General features: G+C 66.0%; 19 protein-coding genes and 3 tRNA genes. 16 read left to right on the top strand and 6 right to left on the bottom strand.

The genetic code is table 11. The annotated features are described in order from the left end of the window. Positions 1-5: 5 nt before the first annotated feature. From AB0362_RS08325 to AB0362_RS08315, 3 genes are read left to right on the top strand one after another with little or no spacing between them, the layout of a single operon-like run. Positions 6-638: a PaaI family thioesterase gene (locus AB0362_RS08325; RefSeq protein ID WP_068046293.1), complete on the top strand. Its 633-nt coding sequence runs from the start codon at positions 6-8 to the stop codon at positions 636-638. Continuing rightward, a complete protein-coding gene (locus tag AB0362_RS08320; protein ID WP_317534316.1) occupies positions 635-1,606 on the top strand; it encodes an o-succinylbenzoate synthase in 972 nt (323 codons plus the stop codon). Before AB0362_RS08325 ends, AB0362_RS08320 begins: the two co-directional genes overlap by 4 nt. Positions 1,607-1,658: 52 nt before the next feature. Next, a complete protein-coding gene (locus tag AB0362_RS08315; RefSeq protein ID WP_037187084.1) occupies positions 1,659-2,102 on the top strand; it encodes a hypothetical protein in 444 nt (147 codons plus the stop codon). An 84-nt stretch (positions 2,103-2,186) separates the two neighbouring features. On the opposite strand, the gene AB0362_RS08310 is transcribed toward AB0362_RS08315, so the two are convergent. From AB0362_RS08310 to AB0362_RS08300, 3 genes are all read right to left on the bottom strand, one after another. Beyond that, positions 2,187-3,584 (bottom strand): DUF2252 domain-containing protein, encoded by a 1,398-nt coding sequence (locus AB0362_RS08310; protein ID WP_068046318.1) that lies wholly within the window; start codon positions 3,582-3,584, stop codon positions 2,187-2,189. A 112-nt stretch (positions 3,585-3,696) separates the two neighbouring features. After that, a complete protein-coding gene (locus tag AB0362_RS08305) occupies positions 3,697-4,761 on the bottom strand; it encodes an AbrB family transcriptional regulator (protein ID WP_366235451.1) in 1,065 nt (354 codons plus the stop codon). Then, a complete protein-coding gene (locus tag AB0362_RS08300) occupies positions 4,758-5,345 on the bottom strand; it encodes a flavin reductase family protein (RefSeq protein WP_094687941.1) in 588 nt (195 codons plus the stop codon). The genes AB0362_RS08305 and AB0362_RS08300 overlap by 4 nt, the downstream gene beginning before the upstream one ends. Before the next feature lie 62 nt (positions 5,346-5,407). Here AB0362_RS08300 and menD point away from each other — a divergent pair, with 62 nt between their 5' ends. Then, on the top strand, positions 5,408-7,018 hold the full coding sequence (menD, locus tag AB0362_RS08295) for a 2-succinyl-5-enolpyruvyl-6-hydroxy-3-cyclohexene-1-carboxylic-acid synthase (RefSeq protein ID WP_366235450.1): 1,611 nt from the start codon (positions 5,408-5,410) through the stop codon (positions 7,016-7,018). On the opposite strand, the gene AB0362_RS08290 is transcribed toward menD, so the two are convergent. Further along, positions 7,015-7,518, bottom strand: a complete 504-nt coding sequence (locus AB0362_RS08290) for a DUF2505 domain-containing protein (RefSeq protein WP_068046280.1) — start codon at positions 7,516-7,518, stop codon at positions 7,015-7,017. The two genes, menD and AB0362_RS08290, sit on opposite strands and share 4 nt — an antisense overlap. A 55-nt stretch (positions 7,519-7,573) precedes the next feature. Between AB0362_RS08290 and AB0362_RS08285 the strand changes: the two genes are divergently transcribed. The 4 genes from AB0362_RS08285 to AB0362_RS08270 all read left to right on the top strand — a co-directional run bounded on the left by AB0362_RS08285 (position 7,574) and on the right by AB0362_RS08270 (position 10,345). After that, the gene (locus AB0362_RS08285) at positions 7,574-8,014 is read left to right on the top strand and encodes a DUF3592 domain-containing protein (protein WP_366235449.1); all 441 of its coding nucleotides are present in this window, start codon (positions 7,574-7,576) and stop codon (positions 8,012-8,014) included. Further along, on the top strand, positions 8,007-8,432 hold the full coding sequence (locus AB0362_RS08280) for a glutaredoxin domain-containing protein (protein ID WP_366235448.1): 426 nt from the start codon (positions 8,007-8,009) through the stop codon (positions 8,430-8,432). The genes AB0362_RS08285 and AB0362_RS08280 overlap by 8 nt, the downstream gene beginning before the upstream one ends. A 63-nt stretch (positions 8,433-8,495) precedes the next feature. Beyond that, the gene (locus AB0362_RS08275; RefSeq protein WP_366235447.1) at positions 8,496-9,635 is read left to right on the top strand and encodes a glycosyltransferase family 1 protein; all 1,140 of its coding nucleotides are present in this window, start codon (positions 8,496-8,498) and stop codon (positions 9,633-9,635) included. A 14-nt stretch (positions 9,636-9,649) separates the two neighbouring features. Then, positions 9,650-10,345 carry a demethylmenaquinone methyltransferase gene (locus AB0362_RS08270; protein WP_317810245.1) on the top strand — a complete coding sequence of 232 codons (696 nt, stop codon included), beginning with the start codon at positions 9,650-9,652 and terminating at the stop codon, positions 10,343-10,345. A 6-nt stretch (positions 10,346-10,351) separates the two neighbouring features. Here the strand turns inward: AB0362_RS08270 and AB0362_RS08265 are convergent, their stop codons facing one another. Next, on the bottom strand, positions 10,352-11,599 hold the full coding sequence (locus tag AB0362_RS08265) for a geranylgeranyl reductase family protein (RefSeq protein WP_317810244.1): 1,248 nt from the start codon (positions 11,597-11,599) through the stop codon (positions 10,352-10,354). A gap of 188 nt (positions 11,600-11,787) precedes the next feature. On the opposite strand from AB0362_RS08265, the gene AB0362_RS08260 reads away from it, so the two are divergent. Both AB0362_RS08260 and htpX read left to right on the top strand, forming a co-directional pair. Next, complete coding sequence (locus tag AB0362_RS08260; protein WP_068046271.1) at positions 11,788-12,807, top strand: polyprenyl synthetase family protein; 1,020 nt, start codon at positions 11,788-11,790, stop codon at positions 12,805-12,807. Positions 12,808-12,896: 89 nt separating this feature from the next. After that, entirely contained in the window at positions 12,897-13,766 is an 870-nt protein-coding gene (gene htpX, locus AB0362_RS08255; RefSeq protein WP_068046268.1) for a zinc metalloprotease HtpX, read from the top strand. Positions 13,767-13,870: 104 nt separating this feature from the next. Here the strand turns inward: htpX and AB0362_RS08250 are convergent, their stop codons facing one another. Then, positions 13,871-14,371, bottom strand: a complete 501-nt coding sequence (locus tag AB0362_RS08250) for a YajQ family cyclic di-GMP-binding protein (protein WP_057475221.1) — start codon at positions 14,369-14,371, stop codon at positions 13,871-13,873. 176 nt (positions 14,372-14,547) lie between these two features. Between AB0362_RS08250 and AB0362_RS08245 the strand changes: the two genes are divergently transcribed. The 6 genes from AB0362_RS08245 (at position 14,548) to hadB (ending at position 16,297) form a co-directional block, all read left to right on the top strand. Further along, positions 14,548-14,630 (top strand) — tRNA-Tyr (locus AB0362_RS08245). Positions 14,631-14,778: 148 nt separating this feature from the next. After that, positions 14,779-14,851 (top strand) — tRNA-Thr (locus AB0362_RS08240). Between the two features lie 62 nt (positions 14,852-14,913). After that, positions 14,914-14,986: transfer RNA gene (locus AB0362_RS08235), tRNA-Met, on the top strand. Positions 14,987-15,067: 81 nt separating this feature from the next. Continuing rightward, positions 15,068-15,235 (top strand): 50S ribosomal protein L33, encoded by a 168-nt coding sequence (rpmG, locus tag AB0362_RS08230; protein ID WP_027498281.1) that lies wholly within the window; start codon positions 15,068-15,070, stop codon positions 15,233-15,235. 137 nt (positions 15,236-15,372) lie between these two features. Further along, on the top strand, positions 15,373-15,885 hold the full coding sequence (hadA, locus tag AB0362_RS08225) for a (3R)-hydroxyacyl-ACP dehydratase subunit HadA (protein WP_057475222.1): 513 nt from the start codon (positions 15,373-15,375) through the stop codon (positions 15,883-15,885). Continuing rightward, positions 15,872-16,297 (top strand): (3R)-hydroxyacyl-ACP dehydratase subunit HadB, encoded by a 426-nt coding sequence (gene hadB, locus AB0362_RS08220; protein WP_057475223.1) that lies wholly within the window; start codon positions 15,872-15,874, stop codon positions 16,295-16,297. The genes hadA and hadB overlap by 14 nt, the downstream gene beginning before the upstream one ends. The last annotated feature ends 20 nt before the right edge of the window (positions 16,298-16,317 follow it).

The raw sequence follows: 16,317 nt of genomic DNA, 5'->3' as shown, positions 1-16,317 counted from the left end.
CAGTCATGACCGACCCGATCGAACTGGACCGCGATTACGACCACCATGGGGGCTTCCCGCGTTTCGTGCCTGCGAAGGTGGGGCCGGAGTACGGGCAGCTGCTCGAGGCGCTGCGCACGGTGCAGGACCTCGCGGTATCGACCTCGTTGCCGGCCGAGGTCACCCAGGCGGCGGCCGACAAAGCCCGGGAACTGATCGAGCTGCTGACCCCGCACGTGGTGGCCGAGGGCCGCCAGACCGCCGGGCGCGTTCCGCGTCTGCCGGGTCGAGGTTCGCTGCTGTTGATGCCGTGGATCATCGAGAAGATCGACGCCGACGGCGTCCGTAGTCGGGGCATGTTCCGTCGTTTCCATCTCGGGGGTAACTCCGCCGCGCACGGCGGCACCCTGCCACTACTGTTCGACGACCTCTTCGGCCTCATCCAGCACGCGTACGGCAGGCCCATCAGCCGGACGGCGTATCTGCACATCAACTACCGCAAGGTGACGCCGCTCGATACCGAGCTGGTCGTCGAGGGTGCGGTGGATCGGGTCGAGGGACGCAAGACGTTCATCAACGCCCGGCTGACCGATCTGGACGGCAACCTGTTGGCCGACTGCGAGGCGTTGATGGTGCAGCTGCTCCCGGGGCAGCAATGATTCCCCCGATCGACGATGTGCTCGACGGTGCACACGTGCTCTCGCTGCCGATGCGCACCAAGTTCCGTGGCATCACCACCCGTGAGGTGATGTTGATGCGCGGGCCCGCCGGTTGGGGTGAATTCTCACCGTTTCCCGAGTACGACGACGCGGAATCGGCCCCGTGGTTGGCGTCGGCGATCGAAGCCGCGTGGGACGGCCCGCCGAGTCCGCTGCGCCGACGCATCCCGGTGAACGCGACGGTTCCGGCGGTAGAGGCTTCGGACGTGGCGTCGGTGCTGGGCCGGTTCCCCGGGGCCGAGACGGCGAAGGTCAAGGTGGCCGAGAAGGGGCAGACCCTCGCCGACGACGTCGCCCGGGTGCGCGCGGTGCGCGAGTTGGTTCCGCGGGTACGGGTCGACGCCAACGGGGGTTGGAGCGTCGACGAGGCTGTTGCGGCTTTGGCCGCCCTGACCGCGGACGGTCCACTCGAGTACGCCGAGCAACCGTGCGCGTCGGTGCCGGAGTTGGTCGAAGTGAGGCGTCGGGTGCGCGGGGTGCGGATCGCTGCCGACGAGAGCATTCGCCGGGCCGAGGATCCGATGAAGGTCGTCCGCGCAGGCGGAGCCGACGTCGCGGTGCTCAAGGTCGCTCCGCTCGGTGGAATGCGGGCGCTGCTCGAGCTCGCAGGCGAACTGGGGGAGTACGGCGTGCCGGTGGTGGTGTCGAGTGCGCTCGATTCGGCCGTCGGTATCTCGGCCGGGTTGGCCGCAGCTGCTGCGCTGCCGCATCTCGAATTCGCCTGCGGTCTGGGGACAGGCGCACTGTTCGTTCGAGACGTCGCACCCGCGCCCGAGGTGATCGACGGAACGTATCCGGTCGGCAGCCTCGAACCCGACGCCGAGGCCCTGATCGAGCTCGATGCGGCCGCCGATCGCACGCAGTGGTGGATCGATCGAGTTCGGCGCTGCCACGCCCTTCTGCGGTAGTCTTGCGCCCGGTCCGCGTGGGGCCGCTGACACATCTGGGAGGAACTTCGAAGTGGTTGCTGCACTGAAGGATTCACTGCTCGACGAGTCGAAGGCCGACGCGCTGCGCGTCGATGTCCTGGCACTGATCGACGCCGAGGTCGCAGACAAGAAGGGTGCGAGCGGGCTCGCGGTCAAGGGGGGATACGGCGCGGTGAAGAAGGTCGGGCCGTCGTACATCGACAACGCGGTCTCGGCTCTGTGGCCCGATTTCGTCGACAAGCTCGACCCGTTCTGGCAGTCGTACAACGCTGCCCCGCAGGGGACGTTCGGTCAGTACCTGGCCGCCAACGGCGACGCTGCCTCCGACGCACTGCTCTCGGTCACCGATGCGCGCATCGAGGAGACCGACAAGTCCGTCGTCAAGAAGTTCTACGGCAGCCTGCGTGGCTCGGCGAAGAAGAACGTCACCGAGGCACTGCCTCGGGTGGGTGACCTGGTCGCCAAGCACGCCTGAGCGGCTTCGCCGCATGTGAGTGTGGAGCCCTCGGGTCGTTCCGCGGGCTCCACTCCCACCTCGTAGCAGGCTACGAGTTTCCGTTCACATGCGCGTAGCGCTCAATCGCTCCCAGTCGGCTTCCGTCTGATCCGCGTACAGCTGCGCGAAGCGGCACAGCGCCACCTCGAGGGCGTCGGAATCGCCGGTGTAACCCGAGATCATCGACGCGCCACTGGTGCGCGCGTGGCCCTTGGCCAGCAGTCGGCCCACCACCCGTGCGTAGTCGACCAGCGCGGGTGCGTCGATCGACGACAGGTCGATCGTTCCCTTCATGTTGCGGAACTGGCGCACGTAGTACTGCCGTCCGGCGATGGTCGTCCAGCCCAGCAGCGGATCGCTGACGGTCTGCAGATCCTGCTGATATTCCACGACCCGCTGGCCCTGGTGATCGTGCCAGGCCGATTCGCCGTGCACGTACGGCGCGAGCACCGAGCGTCTGGCCTGCTTGAGCTGCAGAAACACCACGTCGTCCTCGCTGGTGCCCTCGAGCAGGGCCACGTACGCCCGCAGTCCGACGCTGCCGACGCCGACGACGCGGTGCGCCACGTCGATCAACGTGTATCCACCGAGCACTCGACGCCAGTGCGGGGTGAGGGTGAGCAGGTACTCGTCCAATCCGACGGCGAGAAGTTCCTCGTCCCGCGCCGAGATGCGGGTGGTGATCGGCGGCTCCTCGACGATTCTGCGCTTGCCCTCGTGCTTTTCGGTGAAGCGCGGCAGAACGCGGTCACTGGTGCGTCGACGCGCTTTCTTGGTGGCGCGTTTGATCTCCTTGCGCAGCGAACCCTCGGTGGCGTCGCGCTGCAGTTTCTCGGCCGTCAGGCGCTGGAAAGAACGCGACATCAGCGGCTCGTCGGCAAGTCTGGCCACCTCGATTCGGTACGCGGACACGCAGGCGGTGACGGCGTCGCGGCACTGGTCCTCGGTGCGGCCGTTCTGCCGCCCGGCCACCCAGATGCTCGCGGCGAGGCGTCGTAGATCCCATTCCCAGGCTCCCGGGTGGGCCTCGTCGAAGTCGTTGAGGTCGATGACGAGGTCGCGTTCGGGGGAGGCGTAGAACCCGAAGTTGCCCAGGTGGGCGTCGCCGCTGATGACCGGGTTGATGCCGGTCGACGGCAGCATCGCCACGTCCCGGGCCATGACGATGGCCGTGCCGCGCAGAAAGCCGTACGGGGATTCGACCATCCGCTCGAGGCGCGTCGGGATCAGCCATTCGATGCGGCCCTGGTGCGAGTATTCGATCTGCTTGACCGGGTCGGGTCGATCCGCCGGTGGGGTCCAGTCACCCAGGGAGGCGATCGGTACCTTCTCGCGGAGGCGTCGACCCAGTTCGTAGCGTTCGGCGCGGGGGAGAGGACGGGCGCGCAGCGAGGCGAACGATGCGCTGTCGACATCTACCGAGTCGGTGACGACCGTGTGACCTTTTCCCAAGCCGGACATGTGAGATGACACTAATCCAGTGCTGTCCGGTGGCTTCACCGAACTCGGGTTCGAGGTCCTCGGCCGTGCCGACGACATCGGTGGACCTGAGTGCGTATGGGGTCGCGTCGATTCACTCGGGCCGCCCTCGCCGATAGTGCTGGACGACCTTCGCTCCCATCGGCACCGCGAACAGCATCATGAACACTCGGATCACCTGGGCGGCCACGACGAACGTCACGTTCGCACCGGTCGATGCCGCGATGGCCAACACTGCGTACACCCCACCCGGGGTGGTGGCGAGGTAGCCCTCGTATCCGCTGGTGCCCGTCGCCGAGGCCAACCACAGCCCCAACATCGCGCACCCGACGGTGACGGCGATGATGAGCAGCAACGCGGACGGCAGCACCCGCGAGATGGATTTCAGGCTCGCGACGGTGAATCGCAGACCGGCTTGCCACCCGATCACGATGTACGCCGCCCACAGCAGCAATGTGGGAACAGTGGCGTCGAACGAGAACCCGAGGACGTCGGCGCACGTGGCGACGATCAGCGGGCCCAGCAGCGCCGGAGCGGGAAATCGGAGTGCCAGTGCGAGCAGGACTCCCACCCCGCCGCAGACCAGAACGAAGGCCAGGTCCACGTAGAGCGGAGCGCCGGAATCGGCGAGCATCGTCGACTGACCGGGTTGTGCACTGAACACCAGTGTCGCCACCAGCGGCAGGGTGGTGGTGACGAGAACGACCCGCAGGTACTGCACCACCGCCACGACGCGTTCGTCGCCGCCGAGTTCCTGGGCGATGGCCACCAGCCCCGACGCGCCGCCCGCGACCAGTGCCAGCGCACCGGTCAGCGAATCGATGTCCTTACGCAGTCCCAGCAGCGCGCCCGCGGCGATGGACAACACGAGCGTTCCGACGCATGCCAGCAGCACCGGCAACCAGGCGTCGCCCAGTGAGCTGAGGGTGTCTCGCTGCACCAGCGTTCCGATCTCGACACCCAGCACCGCCTGAGCCACCATGCCGAGTCGGCGCGGCAGCGGGGCGCGCTCGGTTCCGGTGGTCGGTGCCCAGCCGGCGAGCGCGAAGATCACCGCCACCAGCAGCGCGACGAACAGTGCTGCCGACGGAATCCCCAGAGCATCCGCGCCGACGGTCAGGCCGACCGTGACGAGAATCAGCAGCGACCAGCGAATCAAGAAGGGCGCTCGATCTCACGAACCTCGGGCGGCAACCCCCACTCGGTACGGCCGAGGCGGCTGAGCGGGGCGATGGCGTCGAACTCGGGCAGTCCGTCCTCGGCCAGATATTCGGGACGCACCGACAGGGCAACGACGGTGCCCATGACGACGAAGCAGTTGCCCACCTCGACGACGCGATGCAGTCTCGCCTCGATGGCGATCGGAGCGGCTGCCACGCGCGGTGGTGTGACGACGGTGCTGGGTTCGCTCTCGATCCCGAGCTCCTCGAATTCGCTGACGCCGTGATCGAAGCTCGCCGAGCTGCCGTTGACCTGATCCACCAACGGAGCCGTCGCCAGATTGACGACGAACTCGCCGGTGGCCTCGATGTTGCGCAGACTGTCCTTGCGGCTCACCGAGGTGAACTGCACGACCGGCGGTTCCACCGAGGACACCGTGAAGAAGCTGTACGGCGCGAGGTTCGCCACACCGTCGGCCGAGACGGTGGAGATCCATGCGATCGGCCTGGGGACCACCGACGCGGTCAGGAGCTGGTAGAAGCGGCGGGGGGAGACCTCATCGGGCCGGAAGACTGTACGCACACGTCAATACTGTCAAAGCCCGGTTGCGGCGGCTGACCGACGCATCTGACACTCTGGATTCTGTGAATCCGTCCACCGCACAGGCCACCGCAGTCGTCGACGAACTGGCGCGCAGCGGGATCCGAGACGTCGTGTTGTGCCCCGGCTCGCGGAACGCCCCGCTGGCGTTCGCGTTGCAGGAGGCGGACGTTGCCGGCCGCCTGCGGTTGCACATGCGGATCGACGAGCGAACCGCGGGCTTTCTGGCCATCGGCCTGAGCCTGGGCAGTGGTCAGCCCGTTCCTGTGGTCATGACGTCGGGAACCGCGGTCGCCAATCTGGGGCCTGCGGTTCTCGAAGCGAACTACGCGCGCATCCCGCTGATCGTCATCAGCGCCAACCGCCCGTACGAGATGCTCGGCACCGGCGCGAACCAGACCATCGAGCAGCTCGGTCTGTTCGGATCTCAGGTACGCGCGACGATCAGCCTCGGACTCGCCGAGGAAGGACCCAAACAGAACAGTCAGTGGCGCAGCGCCGTCTCCCGCGTCATCGCCGCGGCGCGCGGCGCACGCTCCGGCAACGCCGGTCCGGTGCACTTCGACATCCCGCTGCGTGAGCCTCTGGTGCCTGCGATCGGCGACCCCGGCGCGCGTCCGGAGGGTCGGCCCGACGGGTTGCCGTGGACCTCGACCACGCAGGCGACATTGGACGTCCCCGTCGAACTGGATCTGACGGTCGACACCGTGGTCGTCTCCGGTCACGGCGGTGCCGTGCGTCCGGAGTTGGCCGGGTTGCCGACCGTCGCCGAGCCGACCGCCCCCCTGCACGGAATTCCGTTGCATCCCTTGGCTCTTGCGCAGTTGAAGCCGCGCCAGGCCGTCATCACCGGGCGGCCGACGCTGCACAGGCAGGTCTCGGCGCTGCTGGCCGATCCGGCCGTGGACGTCATCGCGCTCACCACCGGTCCGCGCTGGCCCGACGTCTCGGGCAACGTATTGGCCACCGGTACCCGAGCAGTCACCACCGGTGCGCCCGACCCCGCCTGGATCGCCCGCTGCGCCGCGCTCTCCGAGAGAGCCGAACTGGCTGTGCACGAACAACTTCGAGAGCACCCCAAGCCGACGGGTCTGCACGTGGCGGACGTGGTCATGTCTGCGCTGCAGCCCGGAGATCAGCTGGTGCTCGGAGCGTCCAACCCCGTGCGCGACGCGGCCCTGGTGGCGACTCCGAACCCGGACGTGAAGGTTCTCTCCAACCGCGGCGTGGCCGGTATCGACGGCACCGTCTCGACGGCCATCGGTGTCGCGATGGCCGGAAAGCGGCGCACCGTGGCACTTCTCGGTGATCTGACATTTCTGCACGACGCGGCGGGCTTGCTGATCGGCACCGGTGAACCGCGTCCCGAAGACCTGACGATCGTCGTCGCCAACGACGACGGCGGCGGCATCTTCGAGCTCCTCGAACAGGGCGATCCGCAGTACGCGGGTGTGTTCGAGAGAGTGTTCGGTACGCCCCACGGCATGGACCTCGGCGCGCTGTGCGGTGCCTACCGCGTGGAGCATCGACTGGTCGACTTGGCCGATCTGGCAACCGAACTCACCGGACATGCCACGGGAATCAGGGTGCTGGAAGTGACGACCGAGCGATCGGGACTGCGCGATCTACACGCGGCGATTCGGGCGCGTCTCTAGTTCTCCTGCGCTGCAACCCATTCGAGGGTCTGGCCGGTTTCCTGGTCGATCATGTCCTTGATCATCTTGTTGATCAGGTCCTCGATTTTGCCGCCCACGATGGGGATCTTCACGGTCGAGTCGCCCTTGACGATCAGTTTCGCGCCGGTGCCGTTGGGGCGCAACGACAGGGTGCCGTTCACCTTCGCGGGCAAACCGGTGGTGCCGCCGATCAGTGTCCCCTCGGCTCGGTCGCCCTCGAGCGGCCCCCAGTGATCGGTGCGCGAGACGATCAGCTTTCCCTTGATCACCTTCGTGACGAAGCCGGGGAGTTCGGACGTGCCGACCTCTTCGGAGATGTCGACGGTCAGGCCACCGTCGTCGTGCTTGGTCAGCTCGTACCCGTCGGTCTTCTTCGCCTTGGCGAAGCGCGCCATCCACTGGTCCTCGCTGGTGAGTGCTGCGTGCACGTCAGCGGGGGGATTGGACGATTCGACGGTGAACTCGAAGCTGCGCGACATGAGTCCAGACGCTACCCGAGCCGAGTCGCGTCGGCTGCGAAGTAACCTGATCGCTGTGACCGATACCGACAGAGGCAGCCGAACGCTGCACAGGGCCCGGTTGGTCGTGCTGGTGGTCGCCGTCGCGATTTCTGTCCTCGCCGTGCTTCTCGTGATCGGGGCCTGGCGCAACGACGTCACCATCGACTCCGACAAGGGCACCGCCACCGCCGAGGTACTGTCCGCGGGCAAGTTGCGCTCGGCCGTCAGCTTCATCACCCCCGACGGCGTGACGCACAACCCCCCTCTCGGCGTGCTGTACCCCACCAACCTCGTCGCGGGCCAGCGCATCGAGGTCGAGTACTACAAGGCCGACCCGGACGTCGAGTTGGTTCGCGTCGCGGGCCGCGACGCCGCCGTCGCTATCGTTCCGGCCGGATCCGTTATCGTCGTCACGTGGCTGATCGCCGGCCCGGTGCTGTTCTGGTTACGTCGCAAGGAGGCCGAGAATGCGTAACGCCAAGCAGTGGGTCATCGCTGCGCTCGCCGCAGTCGCCGGGTTCGCATTGGTGAACTTCGGAAACATTGCGTCCTCGATCGTGGTGATGGTGCTCGCCGTGGTGTTCGTTCTCGTCCTGACGACGCCGGTGCTGTATCCGCGATCTCTGTCCGACGACGCGTCACGCAATCAGGCAACGGAGAAATCGGTGCCGTTGATCTACTGGCGTCCGGGATGCATCTTCTGCTTGCGGTTGCGGGTCGCGCTGCTGCTGCGCGGAAAGAAGGCCGTGTGGGCGAGCATCCGCCAGGACCCCGCTGCGGCCGCGCGAGTGCGATCGGTGAACGACGGCAACGAGACGGTTCCCACGGTGTTCGCGGGCTCCGAACATCGCACCAACCCGGATCCGTCGTGGGTGCTCGCGCAATTCGTGTGACGTTGGCCCACACGTAACGTTGTCCATACCTGGCCGACGGCGGGGCCGCCCACACTGAGGATCGTGCGAGTAGCCATCGTTGCGGAATCGTTCTTGCCCAACATGAACGGCGTCACCCACTCGGTGATCCGTGTCCTCGAACACCTCGACAAGACGGGGCACGACGCCATCGTCATCGCTCCGGACAATCCGTCCGGTCCCAGAGCCGCGACGTGGCACGACAACGTTCCGGTGCACCGGGTGCCGTCCGTCATGGTCCCCAAAGTGAGCTCGCTGCCCGTCGGCGTCCCCGGGCTCGGCATGGTCTCGGCGATGCGCGCTTTCGCCCCCGACGTCGTACATCTGGCGTCACCGTTCCTGCTCGGAGCGGGCGGGCTGGCCGCCGCCAACCGACTGGACGTGCCCGCGGTCGCCGTTTATCAGACCGACGTCGCCGGTTTCGCCGCCAGCTACGGCCTCGGCCTCACCTCGAAGGCCGCGTGGCGCTGGACCAGGAGACTGCACAGAGGCGCGGCCCGCACTCTGGCCCCGTCCACCTCGGCCGTCGACGCGTTGGAGTTGCGCGGCATTCCGCGCGTCCACCGGTGGGCCAGGGGAGTCGACGCCGTCCGGTTCGCACCCTCGGCCAAGTCGCAGACACTCAGAAGCCAGTGGGGAGCAGGCGAGAAGCTGATCGTCGGCTTCGTCGGCAGGCTCGCCCCGGAGAAGCACGTCGAGCGGCTCGCCGTACTGGCCGCAGACCCGTCGATCCAGCTGGTGATCGTCGGCGGCGGACCCGACACAGCGGCACTGCAGACCCTGATGCCCGGAGCGATCTTCACCGGCCAACTCGGCGGCGACGAACTCGCTCGGGCCTACGCCAGCTTCGACATCTTCGTCCACCCCGGCGAACACGAAACCTTCTGCCAGGCAGTGCAAGAGGCCCTCGCCAGCGGCGTCCCCGTCATCGGGCCCGACGCGGGAGGCCCGCGCGATCTGGTCTCGCACTGCCGCAACGGATACCTGCTGCCGGTCGACAAGTTCACCGAACTGCTGCCCAGTGCCGTCGGAGCGCTCGCCGAACCCACCACCCGCGCCCGCTTCGGCGACGCAGCCCGCAAATCGGTACTGCACCGCACCTGGCCTGCCATCTGCGACGAGCTGATCTCGCACTACTACGACGTGCAAGGCATCACAGCGCCGCGGGTCGACAAGGCGGCTTGAGTAGTCTGGACTTCGTGGCCCAGACATCACGCGCAACCCTGGCAAAAGAGCCCCACGAGGTGGCGTCGATGTTCGACGGCGTCGCCCGTCGATACGACATCACCAACACGGTTCTGTCGTTCGGACAGGACCGGAGTTGGCGCAAACTGACTCGGCGCGCCCTCGATCTCAAACCTGGCGAGCGGGTACTCGACCTCGCCGCAGGCACCGGCGTCTCGACCGTCGAACTCGGGCTCAGCGGAGCCTGGTGTGTGGCCACTGATTTCTCCAAGGGCATGCTGCAAGCAGGACTGCAGCGAGGCGTTCCGATGGTCGCAGGCGACGCGATGGCGCTGCCCTACGCCGACGCCAGCTTCGATGCCGCCACCATCTCCTTCGGCCTCCGCAACGTCTCCAATTTCGACGCAGGCCTGCGCGAGATCGCCCGCGTCACCAAGCCCGGTGGCAGGCTCGTCGTCTCGGAGTTCTCCACGCCGGTGTTCGGACCGTTCCGCACGGTGTACATGGAGTACCTGATGAAGGCGTTGCCGAAAGTCGCTCGCGCCGTGAGCAGTAACCCCGACGCCTACGTCTACCTGGCCGAGTCCATCCGCGCGTGGCCGACGCAGGAGCAATTGGCGCAGCGCATCGCCGACGCCGGTTGGACCGACGTGCAGTGGCGCAACCTCACCGGTGGAATCGTGGCTCTACACAAGGCAACTCGGCCCTGACGCGATTCAGGTAAATGGCGGCCGGGAATCGATTTTCAGCGATCCGGTTCCCGATGCCCGCCACGTGCGGGCGACGAGGTCGCTGTCCGCGTCGGTGATGAGGTTGCCCATGCAGCGGACGGCGACTTTCATCAGTGCCCGTGAGCGCATGCCCACCGGTCCCGCTGCGGGTAGGAATCTCGGCACCGTCAACAGTCCGGCGAGGCGTCGTGCGATGGAGAAGGCCTGCCCGTAGTGCTCGCGCAGCAGGGTCGGCCAGGCGTCGGTGAGGTCGGGGTGATCGAGCAGGTCGACGACCATGCGGCCGCCTTCGAGTCCGTAGTCGATGCCCTCGCCGTTGAGTGGGTTCACGCAGGCTGCGGCGTCGCCGATGATGGCCCAGTTGGTGCCTGCGATTCCCGAGACCGCGCCGCCCATCGGCAGCAGCGCCGACGCCACCGAACGCAGCTCCCCGCCGAGGTCCCATTCGCCGCGGCGCTGGTGGGTGTAGAGGTCGAGCAGTGGCCGCAGCGCTCCGGGTGCCGGCCTCTTGGCGGTGGCCAAGGTGCCGACGCCGATGTTGATGGTTCCGTCGCCCAGCGGGAAGACCCAGCCGTAGCCGGGTTGCAGAGTGCCTGCGGCGTCACGTAATTCGAGGTGCGAGCTGATCCACTCGTCGTTGCTACGGCCCGAGTCGATGTACGCGCGAGCGGCGACGCCGAATGCGGTGTCGCGATGCCATTGCCGCCCGAGTTGCTTGCCCAGGTTCGAGCGGACACCGTCGGCGACGATCAGTGTGCGACAGGAGATCTCGTGTGCGCCGGCGGCGGTCTGCAGGGTTACCGAGCGGACCGAATTGCCGTCTCGGGTGACGGCGACAGCCTTCGCTCCCTCGGCCATCACGGCCCCGGATTCGACTGCGGCGACGCGAATTCTGTCGTCCAATTCGGTTCGGGGAACTGCACTTCCGACGGTGGGAAGGGACTTGCTCGGCCATTCGAGTTCCAGTTCCTGCCCGAATCCGCTCAGTCGCAGTCCTCGGTTGCGCGCTTTGCCCCGCACCCACTCGCCCAGACCCAGCTGATCGAGCTCGGCGACGGCACGCGGCGTCAACCCGTCGCCGCACGTCTTGTCGCGGGGGAACACTGCCGCGTCGGCCAGGACGACGTCGCGGCCGGATCGCGCGGCCCATGCCGCAGCGGACGATCCTGCGGGGCCCGCGCCCACGACCAGAACGTCGGTCGCGGTGGGTGGGGCGGGGTGGGAAGAGGTCACGTGTTCCAGTATCCCGATTTCGACGAACGGGTGCGCCGAGGGTCTCCGGTCGACGCCGTGTGAAGCGTCACCTGTGGTCGGTGACACCGTCCCACCGGTGTGCACGCTAGGTTCACTACGGTAGAAGGCGAGCAGTGGCGCTTCGCCGCTGCCGCCGGCATGTCGACGACAGGACAGGGACCAACATCGTGAGTACAGACGACGCTGCCGTAGCAACGGTCGTTGCCGGAGTCGACCTGGGTGACCCGGAGCTCGCGCGAACCGTCGCCGACGGCCTCGCACGCGTCGAAGAACTGATGATCAGCGAGCTCTCCGACGGTGAGGAGTTCCTCACCGAGGCCGCTCTGCACCTGGCCAAGGCCGGCGGAAAGCGCTTCCGGCCCCTGTTCACCGTGCTGACCGGTCAGCTGGGACCGTCGCCGACCGATCCGGCGATCGTCACCGCGGCCACGGTCGTCGAGCTGGTTCATCTGGCGACGCTCTATCACGACGACGTCATGGACGAGGCGTCGATGCGTCGAGGTGCCGAGAGTGCGAACTCACGCTGGGGCAACAGTGTGGCGATCCTCGCAGGCGACTACTTGTTCGCGCATGCGTCTCGTCTGGTGTCCACCCTCGGACCCGACGCCGTCCGCATCATCGCCGAGACCTTCGCTGAACTCGTGACCGGTCAGATGCGCGAAACCATCGGGGCCAAGAGCACCGACGATCCCGTCGCGCACTACCTGAAGGTCGTGTGGGAGAAGACCGGATCGCTCATCGCCTCGTGCGGACGCTTCGGCGGAACGTTCAGCGGCGGCGACGCCGAACATGTGGGACGCCTCGAGCGCCTCGGTGACGCCGTCGGAACAGCCTTCCAGATCTCCGACGACATCATCGACATCTCCTCGGCAACCGAGCAGTCCGGAAAGACTCCCGGTACCGACCTGCGGGAGGGCGTACACACTCTGCCGGTGCTCTTCGCGCTGCGCGAGGAAGGTTCCGACGGCGATCGGCTGCGCGAGATCCTCGCCGGTCCGGTCACCGAAGACGCGCTGGTCACCGAGGCTCTGGAGCTGCTGCAGCGCTCACCCGGCATGGTCTCGGCAAAGAAGACACTCGGTGAATATGCCGCGCGGGCACACGCAGAACTCGCCCTGTTGCCGCAGGGTCCGGCCAACGATGCCCTCGGCCGCCTGGTGAATTACACCGTCGAGCGCGTCGGGTAGTCGGCTCGGACTTCGGGCCGGGAACTGCCGGTCCAGGTGTTTTCGTTGAATCGGGTAGGAAGACCCGGTACGAGGAGGCATCTTCAGTCATGAACGGTTACGCGAACGGTGCGAAGACTTTCGGCCTGTTGGTCGGGATGTCGGCGCTCATCGTGTTCATCGGTTCGCTGTTCGGTAACGCGACCATTCTCATCGGCTCCATCGTGTTGGCAGTCGGCGTCAACGGCTACGCGTACTTCAACAGCGCGAAGATGGCCCTGCGGTCGATGCATGCGGTGCCGGTGACCGAGCTCGAGCAGCCGGCGATGTATCGCATCGTGCGCGAATTGGCGACGGCCGCTCATCAGCCGATGCCTGCGCTGTACGTCAGTCCCACCAACAACCCCAACGCGTTCGCCACCGGCCGCAACCCCCGCAACGCTGCGGTGTGCTGCACCGAGGGCATTCTGCGGATCCTGGACGAACGGGAACTGCGCGCGGTGCTCGGGCACGAGCTCTCGCACGTCTACAACCGCGACATCCTGATCTCGTCGGTGGCCGGTGCGATGGCATCGGTCATCTCGGGTCTGGCGAACCTGGCCTTCTTCGCCAACATTTTCGGCGGACGTGGCAACGGGGGCCCGAACCCGCTCGCGTTGCTGCTGGTGTCGATGCTGGGGCCCGTTGCGGCCAGCCTGGTTCGCCTCGCGGTCTCTCGGTCGCGTGAGTACCAGGCCGACCAGTCCGGGGCCGAGCTGACCGGTGACCCGTTGGCGCTGGCGTCGGCGCTCCGCAAGCTCGAGCAGGGAGTGCAGCTGGCACCGCTGCCGCCCGAGCCGCGGTTGGCGGCGGAGTCGCATCTGATGATCGCGAATCCGTTCCGCATGGGCGACAAGGCCGGGCAGCTGTTCGCCACCCACCCGCCGATGGCCGACCGCATCGAGCGACTCGAGCGGATGGCCGGCCACCGGCCGTATTGAGCGGCCGCGCCGCATGTGAGCAGAAACTCGTAGTCCACTACGAGGTTCCGTTCACATGCGGCACAGGAGTGGAGCCTGCCGAACGACCCAGGTGAGAAGCCGCTCTATCGGTAGTTGACGAACTGCAAGGCGATTCCGAAGTCCTCGCTCTTGAGCAACTGTTGGATCGCCTGGAGGTCGTCGCGCTTCTTGCTGCTCACGCGCAGCTCGTCGCCCTGGATCTGCGCTTTGACGCCCTTGGGGCCGTCGTCGCGGATCTTCTTCGAGATCTTCTTGGCGTTCTCGGTGCTGATGCCCTGGACGAGCTTGCCGGTGACCTTGTAGACCTTGCCCGACGCGGCAGGATCGTTGGTCTCGAACGCCTTGAGCGAGACGTCGCGGCGGATCAGCTTTTCCTTGAACACGTCCAGGGCCGCTTTGACCTTCTCCTCGGATTCGGACGTGATGACGATGGTCTCCGCCTCGCCGCTACCGGACCATTCGATGCTGGTGTCGGATCCGCGGAAGTCGAAGCGGGTCGCCAGCTCCTTCGCGGCCTGTCCCAGAGCGTTGTCCACTTCCTGGCGGTCGACTTTGCTCACTACGTCGAAGGACGAATCAGCCACTTCTCACACTCTCCAGTCGAATCGAAATATTTGATGTGGCGATGGTGTCGGACCACATCCTGCAGGGACTTTATCGGCCCGCTACCGACCGTATCCACCCGGTTTGCGTTCCGGGGGGACGTTCGTTGTATTCTTCTCACCGCGCCGAAGAGCAGTACGAGCTTCGATCGCAGCACGGCAGATTGCCCGAGCGGCCAATGGGAGCGGACTGTAAATCCGTCGGCTTATGCCTACGTAGGTTCGAATCCTACATCTGCCACACCTGGAACCCCGGCGAGTGTTTCTCTCGCTGGGGTTTCCATGTGAAGAGGACATGCATGGGCCGCTGACCACGTAATTTGGTACTGGGCGCTCGGAATGTGTAACCTCTTGGAGGCTTCAGCGCACGGCATGCGAGTGCTGATCCCGCCCCCTTAGCTCAGTCGGTAGAGCGTTTCCATGGTAAGGAAAAGGTCAACGGTTCGATTCCGTTAGGGGGCTCGCTGGATTGGATTGCTCGACGTCGAGTTCCTCACGTGGGATGGTAGACGATGAGCACCTGAGGCGGTGTAGCTCAGTTGGTAGAGCAAACGACTCATAATCGTTGCGTCGCCGGTTCAAGTCCGGTCACCGCTACACAGTAGGCAAGCACGACCAGTAGCACCCATGAACAGTCCTGATTGACCCAGATCAGATTTACCCGAAAGTAGGCGTCCAGTGGCCTCCTCCACCGATGTGCGGCCCAAGATCACCTTGGCCTGCGAGGTTTGCAAGCACCGCAACTACATCACCAAGAAGAACCGTCGGAACGACCCCGACCGCATCGAGCTGAAGAAGTTCTGCTCCAACTGCGGAACGCACCGGGCTCACCGCGAATCTCGCTAGATTGCACGGCTCGCTGGTTCGCAGTTCCGATCTCTAGTCGGCGCCCGGCGTTAGGTCACATTTTCTCCCCCTAACGGCTCTTGCGTCCAGGGTAGAAAAGGTTTTCCGTGTCACAAGCTCCACACGATGTCCCGACCATGGATGCATCCGCACACGCGGCGTCCATGGTCGGTTCTCATTTCCGCGTCGACGACTTCTACGAGGTCGGCCGCGAGAAGGTTCGTGAATACGCGCGTGCCGTCCAGGATTTTCATCCCGCGCATCACGACGAGGACGCAGCGAAGGGCCTCGGTTACGACGGTCTCCTCGCGCCCTTGACCTTCATTTCCCTGCTCGGAATCAGTGCGCAGACCCGGATGCTGCAAGAGGTCATCACCGGTTACGACCCGAGCCAGATTCTGCAGACCGACCAACGACTGGAATTCCATCGCCCGATTCAGGTCGGCGATCGAATCTTCTGCGACGTGTACCTCGAGTCCTTCCGGCAGATGAGCGGCAGCGACATCATGACCACGAAGAACATCATCACCGACCAGAACGGTGATCTCGTACAGACCACGTGGACGACCATCGTGGCGCGGACCGGCGGGGAGATCGACGAGAACATCGCCCATGCGGTCAAGGAAGTGATCAGGCATGGCGCTTCGTAGTTTCGACGACGTGTCCGTCGGCGAGGAGCTGCCCGAGCGAGTCGTGTCCTTGACCCGCGGCGACCTGGTGAACTACGCAGGTGTGTCCGGCGATCCCAACCCGATCCACTGGAGTGACGAGGTTGTCGCGCTGGCCGGATTGGACAACGTGATCGCGCACGGCATGCTGACGATGGGCCTCGGTGCCGGTTTCGTCACGTCATGGCTCGGCGATCCGGGTGCGGTCACCGAGTACAACGTGCGCTTCACCAGCTCGGTGTTCGTCCCGGCGGATTCGGCGGCGCAGGTCGAGTTCACCGGCAAGATCAAGACGATGGACGCCGAGGAGCGAACTGCCGTGATTGCCATCGTGGCGAAGTTCGAGGGCAAGAAGATTTTCGGGCGAGCTACCGCAACGGTACGTTTGGCCTGAGCATGTCGATCCGGCAGAAG

Source organism: Rhodococcus sp. NPDC079359 (assembly GCF_040702585.1).
Classification (GTDB): Bacteria; Actinomycetota; Actinomycetes; order Mycobacteriales; family Mycobacteriaceae; genus Rhodococcoides.
The sequence above is the reverse complement of the archived record's forward strand: the minus strand, read 5'-3'. Positions and strand labels throughout refer to the sequence as shown.

Coding starts and splice junctions, on each gene's coding strand:
- AB0362_RS08325 (WP_068046293.1), top strand. CDS start 6: ATGACCGACCCGATCGAACTGGACCGCGATTACGACCACCATGGGGGC.
- AB0362_RS08320 (WP_317534316.1), top strand. CDS start 635: ATGATTCCCCCGATCGACGATGTGCTCGACGGTGCACACGTGCTCTCG.
- AB0362_RS08310 (WP_068046318.1), bottom strand. CDS start 3,584: ATGTCCGGCTTGGGAAAAGGTCACACGGTCGTCACCGACTCGGTAGAT.
- AB0362_RS08290 (WP_068046280.1), bottom strand. CDS start 7,518: ATGTCGCGCAGCTTCGAGTTCACCGTCGAATCGTCCAATCCCCCCGCT.
- AB0362_RS08280 (WP_366235448.1), top strand. CDS start 8,007: ATGCGTAACGCCAAGCAGTGGGTCATCGCTGCGCTCGCCGCAGTCGCC.
- htpX (WP_068046268.1), top strand. CDS start 12,897: ATGAACGGTTACGCGAACGGTGCGAAGACTTTCGGCCTGTTGGTCGGG.
- hadA (WP_057475222.1), top strand. CDS start 15,373: ATGGATGCATCCGCACACGCGGCGTCCATGGTCGGTTCTCATTTCCGC.
- hadB (WP_057475223.1), top strand. CDS start 15,872: ATGGCGCTTCGTAGTTTCGACGACGTGTCCGTCGGCGAGGAGCTGCCC.